The sequence below is a fragment of the Catellatospora coxensis genome (assembly GCF_016862635.1).
Taxonomy (GTDB): Bacteria; Actinomycetota; Actinomycetes; order Mycobacteriales; family Micromonosporaceae; genus Catellatospora; species Catellatospora coxensis.
This window is the reverse complement of the sequence record NZ_BONI01000005.1, coordinates 47,821-66,408: the sequence shown is the minus strand read 5'-3', so window position 1 is coordinate 66,408 and position 18,588 is coordinate 47,821. Positions and strand designations below refer to the sequence as shown.

16 protein-coding genes are annotated in these 18,588 nt (G+C 72.8%); 8 read left to right on the top strand and 8 right to left on the bottom strand.

Annotated features, from left to right (window positions below; all coding sequences use genetic code 11):
* Window positions 1-15: 15 nt before the first annotated feature.
* A complete protein-coding gene (locus Cco03nite_RS03995; protein WP_203688632.1) occupies window positions 16-2,181 on the top strand; it encodes an FUSC family protein in 2,166 nt (721 codons plus the stop codon).
* Window positions 2,182-2,187: 6 nt separating this feature from the next.
* Here the strand turns inward: Cco03nite_RS03995 and Cco03nite_RS03990 are convergent, their stop codons facing one another.
* Window positions 2,188-3,168 (bottom strand): TolB family protein, encoded by a 981-nt coding sequence (locus tag Cco03nite_RS03990; protein WP_203688630.1) that lies wholly within the window; start codon window positions 3,166-3,168, stop codon window positions 2,188-2,190.
* Entirely contained in the window at window positions 3,168-4,481 is a 1,314-nt protein-coding gene (locus Cco03nite_RS03985; protein ID WP_203688628.1) for an MFS transporter, read from the bottom strand. Before Cco03nite_RS03985 ends, Cco03nite_RS03990 begins: the two co-directional genes overlap by 1 nt.
* 329 nt (window positions 4,482-4,810) lie before the next feature.
* Here Cco03nite_RS03985 and Cco03nite_RS03980 point away from each other — a divergent pair, with 329 nt between their 5' ends.
* Complete coding sequence (locus Cco03nite_RS03980; RefSeq protein ID WP_203688626.1) at window positions 4,811-6,211, top strand: CBM96 family carbohydrate-binding protein; 1,401 nt, start codon at window positions 4,811-4,813, stop codon at window positions 6,209-6,211.
* A gap of 69 nt (window positions 6,212-6,280) precedes the next feature.
* Complete coding sequence (locus Cco03nite_RS03975; protein ID WP_203688619.1) at window positions 6,281-7,471, top strand: hypothetical protein; 1,191 nt, start codon at window positions 6,281-6,283, stop codon at window positions 7,469-7,471.
* Window positions 7,472-7,614: 143 nt separating this feature from the next.
* On the opposite strand, the gene Cco03nite_RS03970 is transcribed toward Cco03nite_RS03975, so the two are convergent.
* On the bottom strand, window positions 7,615-7,848 hold the full coding sequence (locus Cco03nite_RS03970; protein WP_203688618.1) for a hypothetical protein: 234 nt from the start codon (window positions 7,846-7,848) through the stop codon (window positions 7,615-7,617).
* A gap of 293 nt (window positions 7,849-8,141) precedes the next feature.
* Here Cco03nite_RS03970 and Cco03nite_RS03965 point away from each other — a divergent pair, with 293 nt between their 5' ends.
* Window positions 8,142-10,034 (top strand): glycoside hydrolase family 3 protein, encoded by a 1,893-nt coding sequence (locus Cco03nite_RS03965; RefSeq protein WP_203688616.1) that lies wholly within the window; start codon window positions 8,142-8,144, stop codon window positions 10,032-10,034.
* A 37-nt stretch (window positions 10,035-10,071) separates the two neighbouring features.
* On the opposite strand, the gene Cco03nite_RS03960 is transcribed toward Cco03nite_RS03965, so the two are convergent.
* The gene (locus Cco03nite_RS03960; RefSeq protein WP_203688614.1) at window positions 10,072-11,169 is read right to left on the bottom strand and encodes an AI-2E family transporter; all 1,098 of its coding nucleotides are present in this window, start codon (window positions 11,167-11,169) and stop codon (window positions 10,072-10,074) included.
* Window positions 11,170-11,285: 116 nt separating this feature from the next.
* Between Cco03nite_RS03960 and Cco03nite_RS03955 the strand changes: the two genes are divergently transcribed.
* Window positions 11,286-12,245 carry a DUF1152 domain-containing protein gene (locus Cco03nite_RS03955; RefSeq protein WP_203688612.1) on the top strand — a complete coding sequence of 320 codons (960 nt, stop codon included), beginning with the start codon at window positions 11,286-11,288 and terminating at the stop codon, window positions 12,243-12,245.
* Window positions 12,246-12,315: 70 nt separating this feature from the next.
* Window positions 12,316-12,726, top strand: a complete 411-nt coding sequence (locus Cco03nite_RS03950; protein ID WP_203688610.1) for a VOC family protein — start codon at window positions 12,316-12,318, stop codon at window positions 12,724-12,726.
* A 273-nt stretch (window positions 12,727-12,999) separates the two neighbouring features.
* Here Cco03nite_RS03950 and Cco03nite_RS03945 read toward each other — a convergent pair whose 3' ends face one another.
* Both Cco03nite_RS03945 and Cco03nite_RS03940 read right to left on the bottom strand, forming a co-directional pair.
* Window positions 13,000-13,521 (bottom strand): metallophosphoesterase family protein, encoded by a 522-nt coding sequence (locus Cco03nite_RS03945; protein ID WP_203688608.1) that lies wholly within the window; start codon window positions 13,519-13,521, stop codon window positions 13,000-13,002.
* 10 nt (window positions 13,522-13,531) lie between these two features.
* Window positions 13,532-14,521 (bottom strand): tetratricopeptide repeat protein, encoded by a 990-nt coding sequence (locus Cco03nite_RS03940; protein WP_203688606.1) that lies wholly within the window; start codon window positions 14,519-14,521, stop codon window positions 13,532-13,534.
* A gap of 147 nt (window positions 14,522-14,668) precedes the next feature.
* Here Cco03nite_RS03940 and Cco03nite_RS03935 point away from each other — a divergent pair, with 147 nt between their 5' ends.
* Entirely contained in the window at window positions 14,669-15,952 is a 1,284-nt protein-coding gene (locus Cco03nite_RS03935; RefSeq protein WP_203688605.1) for a lactonase family protein, read from the top strand.
* A 6-nt stretch (window positions 15,953-15,958) separates the two neighbouring features.
* Here the strand turns inward: Cco03nite_RS03935 and Cco03nite_RS03930 are convergent, their stop codons facing one another.
* Both Cco03nite_RS03930 and Cco03nite_RS03925 read right to left on the bottom strand, forming a co-directional pair.
* On the bottom strand, window positions 15,959-16,663 hold the full coding sequence (locus Cco03nite_RS03930) for a DUF4386 domain-containing protein (protein WP_203688603.1): 705 nt from the start codon (window positions 16,661-16,663) through the stop codon (window positions 15,959-15,961).
* An 84-nt stretch (window positions 16,664-16,747) separates the two neighbouring features.
* Window positions 16,748-17,638 (bottom strand): LysR family transcriptional regulator, encoded by an 891-nt coding sequence (locus Cco03nite_RS03925; protein ID WP_203688601.1) that lies wholly within the window; start codon window positions 17,636-17,638, stop codon window positions 16,748-16,750.
* A 71-nt stretch (window positions 17,639-17,709) separates the two neighbouring features.
* Here Cco03nite_RS03925 and Cco03nite_RS03920 point away from each other — a divergent pair, with 71 nt between their 5' ends.
* Complete coding sequence (locus Cco03nite_RS03920; RefSeq protein WP_203688600.1) at window positions 17,710-18,582, top strand: dihydrodipicolinate synthase family protein; 873 nt, start codon at window positions 17,710-17,712, stop codon at window positions 18,580-18,582.
* Window positions 18,583-18,588: the final 6 nt, after the last annotated feature.

The window sequence follows — 18,588 nt, the reverse complement described above, 5'->3', positions numbered from 1 at the left end:
GGAGACGCTGAGGGCGTGAGCTGGTGGCGGACGCTGTGGTCGCCCGCCGCCGCGATCCGGGCGGTCCGGGCGGCGGTGCTGGTCCCGGCGCTGTTCGCGTTCGCGCTGCTGGTGATCAAGTCGCCGCAGGTGGCGACGTTCACGGCGTTCGGCGGGTTCGCGAGCCTGGTGCTGGCGTCGTTCGGCGGCACCCGCCGGGACCGGGCCGTGGCCCACACCATGCTCACCTCCGTGGGCGCGGTCCTGATCGTGATCGGCACCCTGGTCAGCCACTCGGTGGTCGCCGCCGCGATCGCCACCGCCGTGGTCGCGTTCACGTCGTACTACGCCGCCGTGATCGGCCCCAACGACGCCTCCGGCGCGGCCGCGGCGATGCTGCCGTACATGCTGGCGGCGTCGGCGGCCGCCCCGGTGGGCGTCATCGGCGACCGGGTCGCCGGGTGGGTGCTCGCGACCGGGGTCGGCGGCCTGGCCGTGGTGCTGATGGCGCCCCGTTCGGCGGGCGCGGAGCTGCGCCGGGCCACCGCGACGCTGGCCGTCGGGCTGGCCGACCTGCTGGAGGCGGGGGCGCGCCGGGCCGCGCTGCCCGAGTTGCGGGCCGCCGTCGTGGACGCCACACACCGGATGATGGCGCTGTTCGTGTCGGCGCCGTACCGGCCGAGCGGGCTGGTCATCGCCGACCAGGCCATGGCCGGGGCGGTCAACCAGCTGGAATGGTGCAAGGGTCTGGTCGGCGACGGCATCGACCGGTGCGGTGACCTGCGCGACGCCCCGCTGACGCAGCGGGCCCCGCTGGAGGCGTCGGCGAAGGTGCTGCGCGAGGCGGCCGCGGTGCTGCGCGGCGAGCAGGTCGATCCGGACCTGAAGGCCCTGGAGCAGGCGAGGGTGGACAGCGTGGCCCGGCTGACCGGCGAGGGCCGGCCGGACGCGGACCCGATGGAGCTGGTCGTCGCGTTCTACGGCCAGACCACCGCCAACTGCGTACGCGCGTTCGCCACCGACGTGCTCATCGCGACCCGGGGAGCCGACCCGCTGACCGTCGGCGACAGCGTGCGCCGCTGGTACGGCATGGCCCGGCCGGACCGGCCGCCGCTGCGCCGCCTGGTCACCCTGGCCGGGGTCGCCGGGATCGTGCTGCGCAACGCCAGCCTGCGCTCGGTGTGGCTGGTCAACGCGCTGCGCGGGGCGCTGGCGCTGTCCGCGGCCGTGGTGATCGTGCAGCTCAGCGGGGTGCGCAGCGGGTTCTGGGTGCTGTTGGGGGCGCTGTCGGTGCTGCGTACCAGCGCGGCGTCGACGGGCACGCAGGCGGTCAAGGCGATCGTCGGCACGGCCGCGGGGGTCGCGGTCGGTGCGGCGCTGCTGCCGCTGCTCGGGCCGTCCCCGTGGGCGAGCTGGGGCGCGCTCGCGGTAGCGGTGTTCGTGGTCGCGTACGGGCCCGGCAAGCTGCCCGACATCGCGAGCCAGGCGGCGTTCACCGTGGTGATCCTGGTGCTCTACAACATCCTCGCGCCGACCGGCTGGACACTGGGCCTGGTGCGCCTGCAGGACGTCGCGATCGGCTGCCTGGTCAGCCTCGTCGCCGGCCTGCTGGTCTGGCCGCGCGGGGCCGGTGACCTGGTCCGTGACGGCGTCGGCGAGATGTTCCGCGAGGGCGGGGCGCACCTGACCGAGGCGGTGGCGTGGGCGCTGGGACGGCGCTCGCACCCTCCCGAACTGGAGGTCCGCGCCGCCGCGACCGCGTTCCGGCTGGAGGACGCCCTGCGCGGCTACCTCGCCGAACCCGGGTCGAAGCGGATGGACCGGCAGGGCCTGTGGCGGCTGGTCATCTCCGGGGTGCGGCTGCGCCAGACCGCGAACGCCCTCGACGACCTGACGCCGCGTGACGCCTCCCCGGACCCGCGCTGCGACGCGCTGCTCCGGCACGCCGACGCGCTCGCCGCGTTCTACGCGAACCTCGCCGAGCAGGTCGGCGAGCCGTCGGGGCCGATGCCGCCGCCGCTGGTCCCGCCGAGCCCGCCCGACGACGAGGTGGCCGGGGTGGGCGGCGACGGCACGCCCGCGCACCGGCTGCGCCGCCGCTGGGTCGGCGAGCACCTGCGTCACCTGGAACTGCACCTGGCCGACCTGGTCGCCCCGGCCCACGCCCTGGCCGACCAGCGCCGCCGCCCCTGGTGGCGCTGACCCAGCTCAGCCCAGGGCGGCAGGGGACTCGGCCTGGTCGAGCAGGAGGGTCGGCTTGCCGGTGCCGTCTGCGGGCACGGACCAGATCGACGGGGTGCCGTCGGGGCCGCGCAGGGTGTACGCCACCGTGCCGTCGTCGAGCCAGGCGGCCTGGTCGTCGACGCTGTTCGGCTCGGCCAGGTTGGTCACCGCCAGGGTGGCCAGGTCCAGCACGGACAGCCGCCAGCCGCGCTGCGGGTCGCCGCCGACCGCCTGCTTGAACGCGATCCGCTTGCCGTCCGGCGACAGCGACGGGCACTCCACGTTCTCGGCGACCGTGCGTACCGTCCGGGCCGCGAAGTCGCCGCTGACCAGGTAGCGCTTGCCGCCGGTGGACATGGTCGCGTAGAAGGCGTTGTCGTCGGCGGTGAACGTGACGCCCCAGAAGTTGACGTCGGCGTTGCGGTACGCCTTGCCCTCGCGGGTCACCGCGAACTCCTCCAGCGTCGTGACCAGCGTGCCGTCCCGGGTGTCCAGGATGCCGGTGCGGGTGGAGAAGCCGCCGCTGCTGTAGGAGTCGCCGCCGACGAAGGTGGTCCAGGCGACCATCCGCCCGCTGGTCGACACCCGCGCCCGGTTGGGCAGCCCCGGCACCGCGAACGAGCGGGTCGGCCGCAGCTCGCGGTCCAGCACCACCAGCTGGTACGACCAGGCCGTGTCGGGCTGGATGCACACGCCGGTGCCCGCGGCTGCGTAGACGCGCACGCACTCCACCCCGGACACCTGGCGCGTGCCGGACGGGTCGTCGCGGGACACGGTGGCGGCGTGCCGGTCGCTGACGACCAGCAGCCGCGGCCCGGGGTCGAGGGTGACCGAGCCGGGCGGGGCGGCCTCGACCGCGGCGGCCTCGTCCTTGGCGAACCGGATGTAGCCGACGGCGACGGCGGCCAGCAGCACGGTGACGGCCGCGGCGACGGTGACCCGGGCGCGGGTGGTGAGCTCGGCCATCAGACGGTCCGCTCCTCGTGGCTCGGGTGGTCGGCGCCCGCCGTATCGCCCGGCGGCGCCCCGGTCGCGACGCCGGCGCGGGGGCGGAGCAGCAGCAGGGTCGCGGCGACGGCGAGCACCACCGCGAGCGCGGCGACCCGGGACGCGGCGGCCGGTCCCCAGGTCTGCCAGGCGAGTCCGAACAGGACCGAGGAGAGCAGGTACGCCAGGGCCTGGCCGGTCTGGATCAGCGCGATACCGGTGGTGCGCAGCCGGTCGGGCAGCACCGGCCCGGCCAGCGCCATCAGGACGCCGTCGGTCGCGGCGTAGAACAGTCCGTACAGGCCCAGCGTCACCACCAGCAGCGGCATGCCGCCCAGCGGCCCGAACAGCAGCAGGTACGCCGCCGTCAGCGCGACGTAGCCGCCGAGCATCACCGGCAGCCGGCCGACCCGGTCGGCGAGCACGCCCAGCGGGGCGGCCAGCAGCAGGTAGCCGAGGCTGGTCCCGGCGGCCAGCAGCGGGAACCACACCGTGCTCAGCTCCTCGCGGCGCTGCAGCAGCAGGTAGACGAAGCCGTCGCCGATGGTGGCCAGGCCCAGCAGGCAGGCGGCCAGCACCAGCCGCCGCACCGGGGCGTCGCGCAGCAGCGACGCGGCCTCGCGCAGCGACACCTTCGCCGTGGCGGGCACGGCCTCCCGGCGGTCGCGGACGAACAGCACCAGCACCATCACGCCCAGCGCGGCGACGCAGAAGCTGACCACGAACACGGCGTCGAACGAGTTCGCGGCCAGCGCCAGCACCCCGAGCGCGACCAGCGGGCCGAGGAACGCCCCGACACTGTCCATGGCGCGGTGCACGCCGAACGCCCGGCCCAGCGCCTCCGGCGGCGTGGACAGCGTGATCATCGCGTCGCGGGGTGCGGCGCGCAGGCCCTTGCCGGTGCGGTCGGCGGCGATGACCAGCCCGATCGCGGGGACCGACCGTCCCGCGGCCAGCAGCGCGAGCTTGGCCACGGCGGACAGGCCGTAGCCCAGCCCGGCGACGGCCTTGCGGCGGCGGGTCCGGTCGGCGACGTACCCGCCGACCAGGCGCAGCAGCGCGGTCGCTCCGGTGTAGATCCCGTCGATCATGCCGTACGCGAGCGGGCTGAGCTGCAGCCCGAGCACCAGGTACAGCGGCAGCACCGCGGTGACCATCTCGGACGACACGTCGGTGATCAGGCTGACCGTGCCCAGCGCGAACACGTTCGCGCCGACCTTGGCGAAGCGGCGTTTGCCGGCTCCCTGCGCCGGGGGTGTGGCGGCCGGACTGGTGACGGTGGACAGGTACACGCGGTAACGCTCCTCCCGCGGCACGGCGTCCGCGACGACGGTCGATCCGACCCGGACCGTCCGGCGGGCGCCGTCATAACGGCACGCCGCGGCCACCCCGCGTCGGGCACATCCTGAGCCGCCCGCGGTACGCAGGGCCCTCGCGCACACCACCACGTGGCGTGCTTCCGATGAACAGACGGTGTCACAGCGACCGGTCGGCTGTGGACGCTCATCCGACTCACCCACGCCGTTCACCCGAACGTGTGCCGGCCGTTCCCGGGCCTCCCTACATTCCTCGCACGGCCGCGCCGATCGCGCGGCCGTACACCCCCAGAAGGGCTCTTGTCATGGGAATCCGCAGAGGCCGCGTGGCCGTGACGGCGGGCACGGCGTTCGTGCTGACCGCCGCCACGGTCGCGACGGTGCTGACGGTGTCGGCGCAGACCGCCGCCGCCGCGACGTCCACGTTCACCCCGGTCGCCGACACGTACGTGCAGGCCGACACGGCGTCGACCAACTACGGCACCTCGACGCAGATCACCGTCGACAGCTCGCCGCAGCGCCAGATGTTCCTGCGCTTCACGGTCAGCGGCGTCAGTGGCACGGTGACCGGCGCGAAGCTGCGGCTGCGGCACATCAGCGGCAACGACGGCAGCGCCAACGGCGGCGCGTTCCGCGCCATGTCGAACACGTCGTGGTCGGAGACCGGCACGACGTGGAACAACAAGCCCGCCCTCGACGGGGTGTCGCTGGGCAGCCTCGGCTCGGTCGTCGCCAACGGCTGGTACGAGGTCGACGTGACCTCGCTCGTCACCGGCAACGGCACGTTCAGCATCGGCGCCAGCTCGACCAGCAGCGACGGCGCGTACTACGACACCCGCGAGACCGGCGCGGACTCGCCGCAACTCGTCGTCACCACCGGCACCACGCCGTCGCCGAGCCCGTCCACGCCGCCGCCGTCGGGTGACCCGGTGCTGGTCGGCGCGGGTGACATCGCCGACTCCGGCTCGGGCGACACCGCCACCGCCGCGCTGCTCGACGGCATCTCCGGCACGGTCTTCACGACCGGCGACAACGTCTACACCAACGGCACCGCGTCGGAGTTCAACTCCTACTACAACCCGACCTGGGGCCGCCACAAGGCGCGCACCCGCCCCGCGCCCGGCAACCACGACTACAACACCTCGGGCGCGACCGGTTACTACAACTACTTCGGCACGGTCGCCGGCCCGTCGGGCCGCGGCTACTACTCCTACGACCTGGGCAACTGGCACGTCGTCTCGCTGAACTCCAACATCAGCATGTCGGCGGGCTCGGCCCAGGAGACCTGGCTGCGCAGCGACCTGGCCGCCAGCACCAAGCCGTGCACGATCGCGTACTGGCACCACCCGCTGTTCACCTCGGGCGCCAACCACGCCCCGTCCACCTCGACCCGCCCGCTCTACCAGGCGCTGTACGACTACGACGCCGACGTCGTCGTCTGGGGCCACAACCACCAGTACGAGCGCTTCGCCCCGATGAACCCCAGCGGCGCGGCCGACAGCTCCCGCGGCATTCGCTCCTTCGTCGCCGGCATGGGCGGCGCGGGCTTCTACGGCTTCGGCACGATCCAGCCGAACAGCCAGGCCCGCAACAGCGACACCTGGGGCGTGCTCAAGTTCACCCTGCACGCCAACAGCTACGACTGGCAGTTCGTCCCCCAGTCCGGCAAGACCTACAACGACTCCGGCACCGCCTCCTGCCACTGAGTCGACGAAGGGAACCTTCGCCGCGATCTACGTGGTGAAGGTTCCCTTCACTTCGATTAAGGTGACCGGATGTCGATTCACCGCAGATCCCTCCTGACCGGACTGATCGCCATCCCCGCCCTCGGCGCGACCGGTGCCCTGATCGGCGCGAGCCCGGCCGCCGCCGCGCCCGCCGCGATCGACCGGACCGCGTTCAAGCTGCGCCGCCGCGCCGGCTCGTACGCCACCGCGATCGCCGGGCTGGACGCCGCCCTGGCCAACGTCAGCGTCCAGCACGTCCTCGACGACGGCAACCGCACCGCCACGCGGATCACCGCGAGCGAGGGCGCGGGCCTGGTCACCAACTTCGCCGCCGGCTTCCACTTCGAAAGCGGCGACGACAACACCGCCGAGTGGATCCCGCAGGGCATCACCACCAGCTCCGACGCGCTCGACGCCGGGGTCTACGAGGACCGCAAGGCCGTGCTCGTCTCCTGGTACTCCACCGGCGTCGACGGCCAGAAGGGCGTCCGGGTCAGCTTCGTCAACCGCACCGACCCGCTCGCCCCGGTGTACCGGCACGTGCTGCTCGTCGAGCCGTACACCTCCGGCGGCGTGCACAGCTACCGCCCCGTCGTCATCCACGCGGGCGGCATCGCCTGGTACGGCCACCACCTCTACGTCGTCGACACCAGCAAGGGCCTGCGCGTCTTCGACCTGAACCATCTGTGGCAGGTGTCCAGCACGAACTCGGCCGTGTGCGGCCGCCAGTCCGACGGCAGCTACCAGGCCTTCGGCTACAAGTACGTGCTGCCGCAGTCGCTGGCGTACGACCAGGTCGGCTCGGGTGACCTGCGCTTCTCGTTCCTCTCCCTGGACCGCACCACGGCCCCGGACAGCTTCCTGGTCGGGGAGTACGGCAACCCGGGCACCGGGACCCGCCTGGTCCGGTGGGGCGTCGACTACACCGACCGCGAGCTGGTCCACGACAGCGGCTCGACCACGGACGCCACGGCGAGCTGGGCCTACCGCGTGGACGTGACCTCGATGCAGGGCGCGCTGAGCCTCAACGGCAAGTATTTCCTGTCCACCAGCGACGGCGACAGCAACGACGGCGACCTGGGGACCTGGACGCCCGGCGGCAGCGTCGTGATGCACTACGACACGCTGCCGGTGGGCACCGAGGACTTCACCTACCGCAGCAACACCGACGAGCTCTGGACGGTGTCCGAGTACGCCGGCCGCCGCATGGCGATCTCGGTGAAGGCCGGCGCTTTCTGACGGTCGGCACGCGTCGATGCCGCGCGAGCAGCGGGCCGGGCCGTTCACGGCCCGTCCGGTCGCTCGCGCGGCATCGAGCTCAGGTGCTGTGGTGCGGTCTCACCGGGAATGCCCCGTGTTCCCGGTGTTCGGGTCGCGCCGGATCAGAGCCGCTGGGTGTGGCAAAGGAGCGCGGCCGGGGTGGCCTCGTAGGCAGCCGCGGCGGCGTCGGGGCACCACTGCTCGGCCTGGTGGTTGACCTGGTGCCCCCGCGGCGCCAGGTGTTCCGCGTTCGGTGCGCTGAGGGCGCGGGGGCGGCCTTCGCTGCCGGCGGGGGCGTGCGGCTCTGCGACGCCTCCCGGGCCGGCGAGGAAGGCCGGTGGATGCTGATGGGTCATGCTGCGAACGCTAGGACCACCGCACAAGTGTGTCGATGTGTTTTCGTCGGCCTGGGGAGCCTCCCCGGCGGTGGCTCAGGAGGTATCTCCTGTGCGGGCAGGTTCGGCGGTGCCGTCACCGGGGACGGACGCGAAGCTGTGTTACAGCCGTTGTTTCATCCGCACTGCATTATGTTCCAGCAATCCGTTGACACCGAAACGCGGGAAGTGTTGGCTGTCGGAGGCCGTCGTCGCGAAGAGGGGCACTCGTGGCGGCACCTCCACGCCACGCCGCGACCCCTCTGGAAGGCGACATGACCACGATCGAAACCGCCACCCCGGCTGCCGCGCCGAAGCCGTCCCGCCGCCGCGGCCGCCTGATCGCCGCAGGTCTGGTGATCCTGCTGGCCGCCGCGGGCACCGCCTACTGGCTGACCAGGGACACCGACACCGGGGCGTACGATCCCGACGCGCCCTATCTGGACGCGTCCCGCCCGGTCGCCGAGCGGGTCGACGACCTGCTGGGCCGGATGACCCTCGACGAGAAGATCGGCCAGATGACGCAGGCCGAGCGCCGTGAGGTGACCGGCGGCGACGTCACGGCGTACGCCCTGGGCTCGCTGCTGTCGGGCGGCGGCTCGGTGCCGAGCGACAACACGCCGCAGGGCTGGGCCGACATGTACGACGGCTTCCAGACCGAGGCCCTGGCCACCCGCCTGCGCATCCCGATGATCTACGGCGTGGACGCCGTGCACGGCCACAACAACGTGCACGGGGCGACGATCTTCCCGCACAACATCGGTCTGGGCGCGACCCGCGACCCGCAGCTGGTCCGCAGGATCGGCGAGGCCGTCGCGACCGAGGTCACCGCGACCGGCCTGGACTGGGACTTCGCCCCGTGCCTGTGCGTCGCCCGGGACGCCCGCTGGGGCCGCACGTACGAGTCGTTCGGCGAGGACCCCGAGATCGCCTCCTCGATGACCACGATCGTGACCGGACTGCAGGGCGAGAAGCTGGGCGGCCCGAACTCGGTGCTGGCCACCGCCAAGCACTACGTCGGCGACGGCGGGACCGTGGACGGCAAGGACCAGGGCGACGCCCGGATCCCCGAGGAGGAGCTGCGCAAGATCCACCTGCCGCCGTTCCAGGCCGCGGTCAAGGCGGGGGTCGGCTCGGTGATGGTCTCGTTCAGCTCGTTCAACGGCGAGAAGCTGCACGGCCACCGCTATCTGATCACCGAGGTGCTCAAGGGCGAGCTGGGCTTCACCGGCTTCGTGGTGTCCGACTGGAACGCCATCGACCAGCTCGACGGCGTACGCGACGCGTTCACGCCCGCCGAGGTCAGCACGGCGATCAACGCGGGCATCGACATGGTCATGGTGCCCGAGCGCTGGCGCGAGTTCATCGCGGTGCTGCGCGACGAGGTCAACGCGGGCAACGTGCCGATGGAGCGCATCGACGACGCCAACCGGCGCATCCTGGCCAAGAAGTTCGAGCTGGGCATGTTCGAGCACCCGATGGCCGACCGCGCGCAGTTCGACAAGGTCGGCTCGGCGGCGCACCGGGAGCTCGCCCGCCAGGCCGTACGCCAGTCGCAGGTGCTGCTGAAGAACTCCGGGGTGCTGCCGCTGAAGCCGAAGACCGGCAAGGTGTTCGTCGCCGGGCGCAGCGCCGACGACATCGGCAACCAGTCCGGCGGCTGGACGCTGACCTGGCAGGGCAGCTCCGGCCCGATCACCGACGGCACCACGATCCTGCAGGGCGTCAAGGAGGCCGTCGAGCCGGGCGGCACGGTCACCTACAGCGCCGACGGCACCGGGGTCGACAAGAGCTACGACGTGGCCATCGCGGTGATCGGCGAGACGCCGTACGCCGAGTACGAGGGCGACCGGCCCGACGGGGTCAAGCTCGACAAGGTCGACCTCGACACGCTGGCCACCCTACGGAAGGCGGGCGTGCCCGTCGTCGTGGTGCTGGTCTCCGGGCGGCCCGTGGACGTCAGCGCCCAGCTGCCGCAGGTGCAGGGGCTGGTCGCCGCGTGGCTGCCGGGCACCGAGGGCGCGGGCGTCGCCGACGTGCTCTTCGGCGCGTACGCCCCGACCGGCAAGCTGCCGATGTCCTGGCCCGCGACCGCCGCCCAGGAACCCGTCAACACCGGCGACGAGAAGACCCCGCTGTTCCCGTACGGCTTCGGCCTGACGTACTGACCCGTCCCGGCGATCTCACGCGGGGCACGGCAACGCCTCAGTCGGGCGTGTCGGCCACCAGCCGCGCGAGATCGCCGGGCCCGTCGTCGCCGTCGGGGCCGCCGTCCTCGACCGCGCCGGCCCCGCCGCCCTCTCGGCGGGAGCGCAGCAACTCGCTCGTGTGCTGGATGATGGCGGCGGCGGGCGCGGCGAGCATGACGCCGAGGATGCCGGCGAGCAGCCCGCCGACGACGGTGGCCAGCAGGATCGTCAGCGGGCGCATGCGCAGCGCGGCACCGTACGCGAACGGCTGGAGCATGGTCTGCAGCGTGCCGTTGGCCAGGAACACCACCAGCGTCATGAGCAGCGCCGTCTGCACCCCGCCGGACGCGAGCGCGATCAGCACCGCGTACGCCCCGGCCACCCACGCGCCCAGGTACGGCACGTAGTTGCCGAGCAGCGTGATGATCACAAGCGTGGCGATCAGGGGCACGCCCAGCAGCAGCGCGCCCAGCCCGACCACCGCCGCGTTGAACGCCCCGAGCAGCGTCAACCCGACCACGTACCCGCGGATGATCCGGCCGACCTGGTCCATCCACGGCCGCCCCAGCGGTATCCACGGCTCGGCCGCTCGCGCCATCGCCGGCCCGTCCTTGAGCATGAAGAACGTGGTGAACAGGAACACGAACGTGCCGATGAAGACGCTGGCGGTGGTCCCGGCCACGTTGCCCAGCGCGGGCAGGAGCCCGGACAGCAGCGTCGACCCGTGATCGGACAGCGAGTCGCGTGCCGACTCCGCGTTGGAGCCCGCCACCCCCAGCGAGGTGAGCACCCCGTGCAGATCCTGCACCGCCTTGCCCAGTGCCGCGCTCAGCTCGGCCCACTGGCTGGCCAGGCCCGTCACGACCAGGAAGAACACGCCGACGCCGAGCGCGATCAGGAACAGGATCCCGAGCGCGGCGCAGAGCCCGCGGCGCAGACCGCGCCGCGCCAGCGCCTCGATGGCCGGGGACAGCGCCAGCGACACGATCAGTGCCCCGATCAGGGCGATGACCAGCGGTTTCAGCAGGATGATCAGGAACACGAAGACAGCGGTGGCCAGGGCGATGCCGACGATCGCCCACGCCTTCGACCCGACTGTCCGCAGCGCGTCCACCTGATCCGCCTTAATCCCTTTGATCCGTTTTCATGTTAGATGACGGATGTTGCCGCTTCCCGGGTATGCGAATAAGCGGGTGCCCCGACTCGCGCCAGGGCACTACCGTCTCGGCCATGCCCGCCGTCTTCGAACCCCCGCTGTCCCAGCGCCTGCGCGACGCCAGACACGTGCTCATCGCGGGCGCGGGCGGCGGCTTCGACGTGTACGCCGGACTGCCCCTCGCGCTCGCCCTGCGCAACGCCGGCACCAAGGTCACCCTGGCCAGCTACGCCGTCAGCGAGCTGGGCGCGCTCAGCCTGTCCTCCTGGGTGCGCACCGGCCTGGCCGCCGTGCGCCCCGACAGCGCCGGCAACGACCGCTACTTCCCCGAACGCACCCTCGCCCGCTGGCTCGCCATCCAGGGCCACGACCCCGTCGTGTACGCCTTCGAACGCACCGGCGTCCGCCCGCTGCGCTCGGCCTACCGAAAGCTCATCGACCTGCTCGGCATCGACGCGGTCGTGCTCGCCGACGGCGGCACCGACATCCTCATGCGCGGCGACGAGGCCGGCCTCGGCACCCCCGAGGAGGACATGACCAGCCTCGCCGCCGTCGCCGGGCTGCCCGTGCCGACCAAGCTCGTGGTCAGCCTCGGCTTCGGCATCGACTCCCACCACGGCATCTGCCACGCCCACGTGCTGGAGAACCTCGCCGCCCTGCAGCGTGAGGGGGCGTTCCTCGGCGCGTTCTCCATCCCGCCGGGCAGCGCCGAGGCCGCCGCCTACTGCGACGCCGTCGCGCACGCCGCGGCCGCCACGCCGCTGTCGGCCAGCATCGTCAACACCCAGGTCGCCTCAGCGGTACGCGGCGACTTCGGCGACGTGCACACCCTGTCCCGCACCGAGGGCACCGAGCTGTTCGTCAACCCGCTGATGGCGATGTACTTCACCGTCGACCTCGACGGCCTCGCCCGGCACGTGCACTACCTGCCGAGACTGGAGCACACCCGCACCCGCGCCGAGGTGGCGCTGGCCATCGAGGAGTACCGCGACGGCCTGGACCGCAAGCGCGCCCGCCGCCCCATCCCGCACTGAGCCGCCGTTCTTGACCTCAAGCGCACTTGAGCAGGCAGGGTCGGCGCAAACCGACCCCGCTGGAGCCGCGATGATCATCGACCCCCGGGCCCACCTGCGCCTGGCTCGCCCCTGCCGCGACCTCGCCGCCGCAGAACGTTTCTATGTCGACGGCCTCGGCCTGCGCGTCCTCTACCGGGCGACCGGCGACGGACCCGGCGAGCACGACATACTGATGCTCGGCTGGCCCGACGCGGCCTGGCACCTGGAACTCGTCGCCGGCCATGACCTCGCGGCCCCGCCCTCGCCCACCGCCGAGGACCTGCTCGTGCTTTATCTCGCCGGACCCGTCGACGACTCGCTGATGAGTCGCCTGACCGAGGCTGGGGGCACCCGGGTGTCGCAGGGCCCCTACTGGAACCGCTGGGGCGTCACCGTGGCGGATCCCGACGGCTACCGGCTGGTCCTGAGCACTCGGTCCTGGTCCAACACGGCCGGCTGACCGGGACTTGATCGTCGCCCGGCGGCGCAGGTCAGGCATGTCCACCGATTGACTTTGCTCTGCACCCAAAACCTTGCTCTGCACCCAAAACCTTGCTCTGCACCCATGGCCTTGCTCTGCACCCATCGGCGCAACAGGTGCGCGCGCTGTTGCGTATTCGGGTGCAGAGCAAGCAAATGGGTGCAGAGCAAAGTCGCTCGGCAGGGAATGTCGTGCCGACCAGGTCGGCACCACCGGACGCACAGAATCGCCTGGGTACGCCGTGCGGGTGGCTCAGCGCCGCCCGGGTTGGCCGCCTGCGCCGCCGAGTCGATGCAGTTCTGCGTCGACGAGCCGGCCGGCGGCGATCTCGGCGGTGAGGAATGTCGCGTACGGCTGGCGGCGGCGGTCGGTCGGCGAGCCCGGGTTGAGCAGCCGCAGGCCGGTGGGCGCGGTGCTGTCCCACGGGATGTGCGAGTGGCCGAAGAACAGCACGTCGCAGTCGGGGAACAGGGCGGCGCAGCGCCGCTCGCGACCGGTCACCGGGCCGGTCTCGTGCACGACCGCGACGCGCAGGCCGTCCAGTTCGGCGCGGGCCGTCTCCGGCAGCCGGGCACGCAGGGCGGGGCCGTCGTTGTTGCCGTACACCGCGATCAGGCGCTTGGCCCGCTGTTCCAGCGCGTCGAGCAGCGGCACGTCGACCCAGTCGCCCGCGTGCACCACGACATCGGCGCCGTCCACCGCGTCCCACAGCGGCTCGGGCAGGTCCCGTGCCCGCTTCGGCACATGCGTGTCCGCCATGACCACCAACCGCACGACGTACACCCTAAGCCGACCGCGGCCGCGCCTTACGCGCCGCGGCGACGAGCTCGGCGGGCAGTCCGGGACCGGCGCACGCGTGATCGATCAGCACCTGCCGGTACGGGGACTCCGGCATCAGCTTCGCCTGTGCCACCAGTTCGGCCAGGTCGGTGGCCGAACCGGTGAGTCTGGTGCGGTATGCCGCGCGGGCGGCCAGCAGCGTGATCTCGGCCGGCTCGTGGACCAGGCCGCGCTCGGCCCACTCCACCGCCGTGGCGAAGTCGCCCTGTTCGCCGCACAGGTCGGCGATGTCGAGAAACAGCGACCAGTTCGCCGGGTCCAGGCCGAGCGCCCGTTCGAACGCGGCCTTGGCCTGCTCGGGGTCACCGAGCCTGCGCCAGGTGCCCGCCCGGACGACCTCGGTGAACATGACCCGCTCGACCGCGTCCGCCTGATCGCAGAGCGCGAACGACTCGTCCGTCAGGCCGCACGCCCGCAGCATGATCGCCATGCGGGCCAGCGCCTCGGGCCGCGGATCACGCGCCGACACCACCGCGATCGCGTGGAACCAGGGCGCGAACCGCTCCCGCATGCCGTCGGCGGCCAGGTCGTGCCCGCCGTCCGTGGTGCGCAGCGCCGCCTCGCCCAGCGCGTCGGCGCTCACCGCCGCGAGGAAGCGCTCGTCGGCGAACCACGGCGCGGCCGCCCAGGCGTTGCGCGGCTCGTGGCCGGTGACCGAACCCAGCCAGAGCACCGCGGTGTCCATGTCGCCGTCGAGGAAGGCCGCGTAGGCGCTGGCCGCGTAGGCGCCTGTCGAGGGGGCGGCTTCGAGGAACCGGGCGGCCTGTGCGGGGTGGGACTGGCGCAGTTCGGCCAGCGCCTCGTACGGCTCGACCGCATGCGGCTGCTGCGCGACGGCCCGTGCGAGGTGGCCTGCCGCCCGATCGGGGTCGCCGCCGCAATGCGCCAGGACGTGGGCGAGAACGAGGTCGAGGGCCGGTGGGGGCTGAGACATCGCTTGAGGCTATCGGTGGCTTCCGGGACTGGGGTGTCCCGAGGGGGCCGGGAGCGGTGGAGATCGAGGATCGTCCGGTCGGGGCGTCACGGCCGGGCATAGCCTGGTCGGTGAACGCGCAGGCTGCCTGGCCCGAAGGAGCCTCAGATGAGCACGTCCACCGGCGTCCAGCCGCTGCAGGGGCCGCCCGCGTCCGGCCTGTTCCAGGGGCGGCGCATCGTGGTGGTCAGTGACGCCGACGCGGTCGCGTCCGCGCCGCTGCACGCCCGGCTCGGTCCGCGCGAGCCGGGGCAGGAGGACACGCTCACCGTCATCGAGCTGCCGCTGGCCTTCGACGGCACACCGCCGAGGATGGGCACGATCGCCGCGTCGAACTCGGTGACCCCGCCGCCGAGCGTGCTCGCCGTCGACGCCGAGGGCGCGCATGCGTACGTCATCGAGACGCTCGGGCAGCGCGGCCCGGACGCGCACCTGCTCACCGACCTGGATGCCGGTAGCACGGTGCGGGCCTACGCCATCATGAACGCGGCCAGGCCGGAGCTGCTGTTCGCCTACCCGGCCGGGCACATGCCGCAGGCGGTGTCGCTGCATCCGCGTGGCGGCCTGCTCGCCATCGCGGGCGGCGACGTGTTCTCGATCCTCGGGCCCGACCCGCACCCGTCGCTGCGGCTGATCCCGGTCGGGCCGAACGGGTTCGGCGACGCATTCGTGCTCGTGCCGCGGGGCGAGGACGGCGAGCCGATCGTGCCGTCCTACGTGGAGTGGCATCCCGGCGGCGAGCTGCTCGCGGCGTGTTTCCCGTGGCGGGACGAGGTGCGGTTGTATGCCGCGCACCGTACGCCGGAGCTGTGGATCGAGCCGCTGGGGTTGCCGATCGGGACCGGGCGCTTCCCGTTCGAGGGCCGGTTCACCCCCGACGGGCGGCATTTCCTCACCACGGACCTCCGTTGGGGCGGCGACGCCGGTGACGACGCGGCCGAGGGACGGGTGTCGGTGCTGCGGATCGATCCGGCGACGGGGGCGGGGGAGAAGGTCGGCGAGGCTGCCGTGGGCCGCAATCCCGGCGGTCTGGCCGTCAGCCGCGACGGCCGCCGCGTGGTCACCTCGAATCTGCGGCTGAGCCACCTGGCCTGGGGCGATCCGCGGCTGGACCGGCAGTGCTCGCTGAGCCTGCTGACCTTCGATCCGGCGAGCGGGCGGCTGGAGACCGTCGGTGAGGAGCTGTTCGACGGGCTGCGGCCCGAGGGGGTCGCCTTCGACGCGGACGGCAAGTTCGTCGTGGTGACCGTGTTCGATCATCTGGACCTGGCGCACCGCCGCGGCGAGCTGCGCTTCTTCGAGGTCGTCGAGGAAGGCGGGCGGCCGCGGCTGTGCCCGACGTACTACTCGATCGAGGTCATGCGCGGCCCGCACACCGTCGTCGTCGTGTGAAGCGCTTCAGCCCGCCACCGGTGCCGGCGTGCGTACGGCGGTCGGCTCGTTCAGCGCGTGCCGGCGTACGCCGAGGATGAGCAGGTAGCCGACCATCCAGAACTCGCCGATGGACGCGGGATAGGCGAGTGCCTCGGCGACGGCCTGCGCGTCCGGGGCGAGGTATCGGAGGAACGCGCTGACCATGTACCCGGCTCCGCCGCCGATGAGGAGCCGGCCGAGCGCGCGGGGCATCCAGCCCGAGCGCAGCACGCACCAGCCCATGGGGATGAGCCACAGGCCGAAGAACAGCGCTCCGACACCCCACAGGCTGTCGCTGACCAGGTACAGGACCTGGACGTTGGCCGCGGCGTCGCCGACCGGGTGGACCGCCACCTGGACCGCGGTGGCCAGCATCGCCGCGCTGATGAGGCCCACGACCGCGTTGACCAGGCCGAAGGTGGCGATCCCGCGCGCGGCAGCGGAGTCCACCGTGCGGAACAGGCGGTGGAACCAGACCGCGGCGAGGGTCTGCGTGACGACCATGCCCAGCTCCAGGGCGACGCCCGCACGGGCGAGCGACTCGTGCGCGAGCAGGTTGGCCAGCGTCGCGTCAGGATCGCCGGCGGCGAAGAGCTGCCGGCGCACGACGAGGAAGCCGAGCACGCCGGTGATGGCGTTGCCGAGGTAGCACAGCCCGGCCAGACGGGCGGTACGTGTCAGCGGGTGCATCGTGGACCCTCCCATGTAAAGAAAACTTGACATGTCGAAGGTAGGGCGGACCCGACGTGATGTCAAGAATTCTTGACACGCCTCCTATGTGAGGAACCCCGTGGTGGCGGTGCGGATGGCGGCGACACACGCGGCCACGGCCGGATGGTCACCGGAACCGCGCCGGTACGCGATCCTGGTCCGCCGCCGCGACTCCAGCGGCACCAGCCGCACCCCGGACGGCGGCTGCACCGCGCCGAGTTGCGGCACCAGCGCCACGCCGAGCCCGGCTGCGACCAGCGCGAGCACGGCCGTGAAGTCGTCGGCGTGGTGCCGGGCCCGCAGCTGATACCCCGCGGCCTGGCAGATGCGCATCGCCACGGTGTGGCACAGCGTGCCCGGCGTGCCCACGATCCAGTCGGCGTCGCGCGCCGCGTGCACCGGGTCGTCGGCGACGGGAAGGCCCTCGGGCACCGCGAGGTACACGGTCTCGTCGAGCAGCGGCAGGGAGTCGACGGTCGGATCGGGCACCACCGGCGCGAGGTCGTAGTCGTGCAGCAGCGCCACGTCGAGGCGGCGTTCGCGCAGCGCGTCGGGCATCGCGACCGGGTCCAGCTCGGTGACCATGAGATCCAGCGCCGGATGGTCGCGGGCGAGGGCGACCAGTGCGGCGGGCAGCAGGGTGCGTACCGCCGTCGGAAACGCGCCGATCCGGACGGTGCCGTGCAGGCCGGTGCGGGCGGCGGCCAGCGTCGCCGCGGCCGCCTCCAGCGCCGCGAGCACAGTCTCGGTGTGCCGCACCAGCGCTTCGCCGGCCGGGGTGAGGGTGACGCCACGGCCGGTGCGTTCGGTCAGCGGCACCCCGGCTTCCCGTTGCAGCACCGCGAGCTGCTGCGACACGGCCGAGGGGGAGTAGCTGTGGGCTTCGGCGACCGCCGCGATGGTGCCGAGCCGGGCGAGGTCGCGCAGCAGGCGCAGCCTGCGGACGTCAAGCATCAGGTCAGCTTACGGGTCACCTCACGAATCGGAACTGGTCCTTCCGGAACGGTTTCGGCAGCATGAAGGGCATGACGACACTGCACGGCCTGTACCTTCCGCTGATCACGCCGTTCGCCGCCGACGGCACGGTCGCCCTCGACGCGCTGGAGCGGCTCGCCCACCAGGTCCTGGACGACGGCGCGACCGGCCTCGTCGCGCTCGGCACCACCGGCGAGCCCGGCTCCCTCACCGAGACCGAGAAGCAGGCGGTCGTGGCGACCGTCGCCCGGGTCTGCCGGGAGCGCTCAGCCCCGCTGATCGTCGGCGCGGCCACCGCCGAAGCCCTCGCGGAACTGGCCGCGACACCCGAGGCGGTCGCGGCGCTGACCGTGGTGCCGCCGTTCGTACGCCCCGGCGAGGACGGCGTGGTCGCCCACTTCACCCGGCTGGCGGCGGCGAGCCCGGTGCCGCTGGTCGTCTACGACATCCCGTACCGCACCGGGCAGTACCTGACCGCGGGCGGCCTGCGCCGGCTGGCCGGGATCCCGAACGTCGCCGGGGTCAAGTACGCCGGGGGCGGCATCAACGAGGACACCGTCGCGCTGATGGCGGACCCGCCGGCAGGGTTCGCGGTGCTCGGCGGCGACGACACGTTCGTCTCGCCGCTGCTGGCGCTCGGCGCGCACGGCGGCATCCTGTCCTCGGCGCACCTGGCGACCGCGCAGTTCGCGGAGCTGATCCGGCTGTGGCAGTCCGGTGACGCGATCCGCGCCCGCGCGCTCGGCCACCGGCTCGCGCCGCTGTCCAAGGCGCTGTTCGCCGAGCCCAACCCCACGGTCGTCAAGGCCGCGCTGCATGCCCAGGGCCGCATCCCGACCCCGGGCGTACGCCTGCCGCTGCTCGACGCCCACCCCGACAGCACCGCCGCGGCGCTCAAGCAGCTCGCCGAGGTCGGCGGCTGACCCGGA

Excerpts from the sequence above, each read along its gene's own strand:
- Cco03nite_RS03975 (WP_203688619.1), top strand. The coding sequence starts at position 6,281 with ATGTCGATTCACCGCAGATCCCTCCTGACCGGACTGATCGCCATCCCC.
- Cco03nite_RS03990 (WP_203688630.1), bottom strand. The coding sequence starts at position 3,168 with ATGGCCGAGCTCACCACCCGCGCCCGGGTCACCGTCGCCGCGGCCGTC.
- Cco03nite_RS03925 (WP_203688601.1), bottom strand. The coding sequence starts at position 17,638 with ATGCTTGACGTCCGCAGGCTGCGCCTGCTGCGCGACCTCGCCCGGCTC.
- Cco03nite_RS03970 (WP_203688618.1), bottom strand. The coding sequence starts at position 7,848 with ATGACCCATCAGCATCCACCGGCCTTCCTCGCCGGCCCGGGAGGCGTC.
- Cco03nite_RS03935 (WP_203688605.1), top strand. The coding sequence starts at position 14,669 with ATGAGCACGTCCACCGGCGTCCAGCCGCTGCAGGGGCCGCCCGCGTCC.
- Cco03nite_RS03930 (WP_203688603.1), bottom strand. The coding sequence starts at position 16,663 with ATGCACCCGCTGACACGTACCGCCCGTCTGGCCGGGCTGTGCTACCTC.
- Cco03nite_RS03940 (WP_203688606.1), bottom strand. The coding sequence starts at position 14,521 with ATGTCTCAGCCCCCACCGGCCCTCGACCTCGTTCTCGCCCACGTCCTG.
- Cco03nite_RS03920 (WP_203688600.1), top strand. The coding sequence starts at position 17,710 with ATGACGACACTGCACGGCCTGTACCTTCCGCTGATCACGCCGTTCGCC.
- Cco03nite_RS03950 (WP_203688610.1), top strand. The coding sequence starts at position 12,316 with ATGATCATCGACCCCCGGGCCCACCTGCGCCTGGCTCGCCCCTGCCGC.
- Cco03nite_RS03965 (WP_203688616.1), top strand. The coding sequence starts at position 8,142 with ATGACCACGATCGAAACCGCCACCCCGGCTGCCGCGCCGAAGCCGTCC.
- Cco03nite_RS03955 (WP_203688612.1), top strand. The coding sequence starts at position 11,286 with ATGCCCGCCGTCTTCGAACCCCCGCTGTCCCAGCGCCTGCGCGACGCC.
- Cco03nite_RS03980 (WP_203688626.1), top strand. The coding sequence starts at position 4,811 with ATGGGAATCCGCAGAGGCCGCGTGGCCGTGACGGCGGGCACGGCGTTC.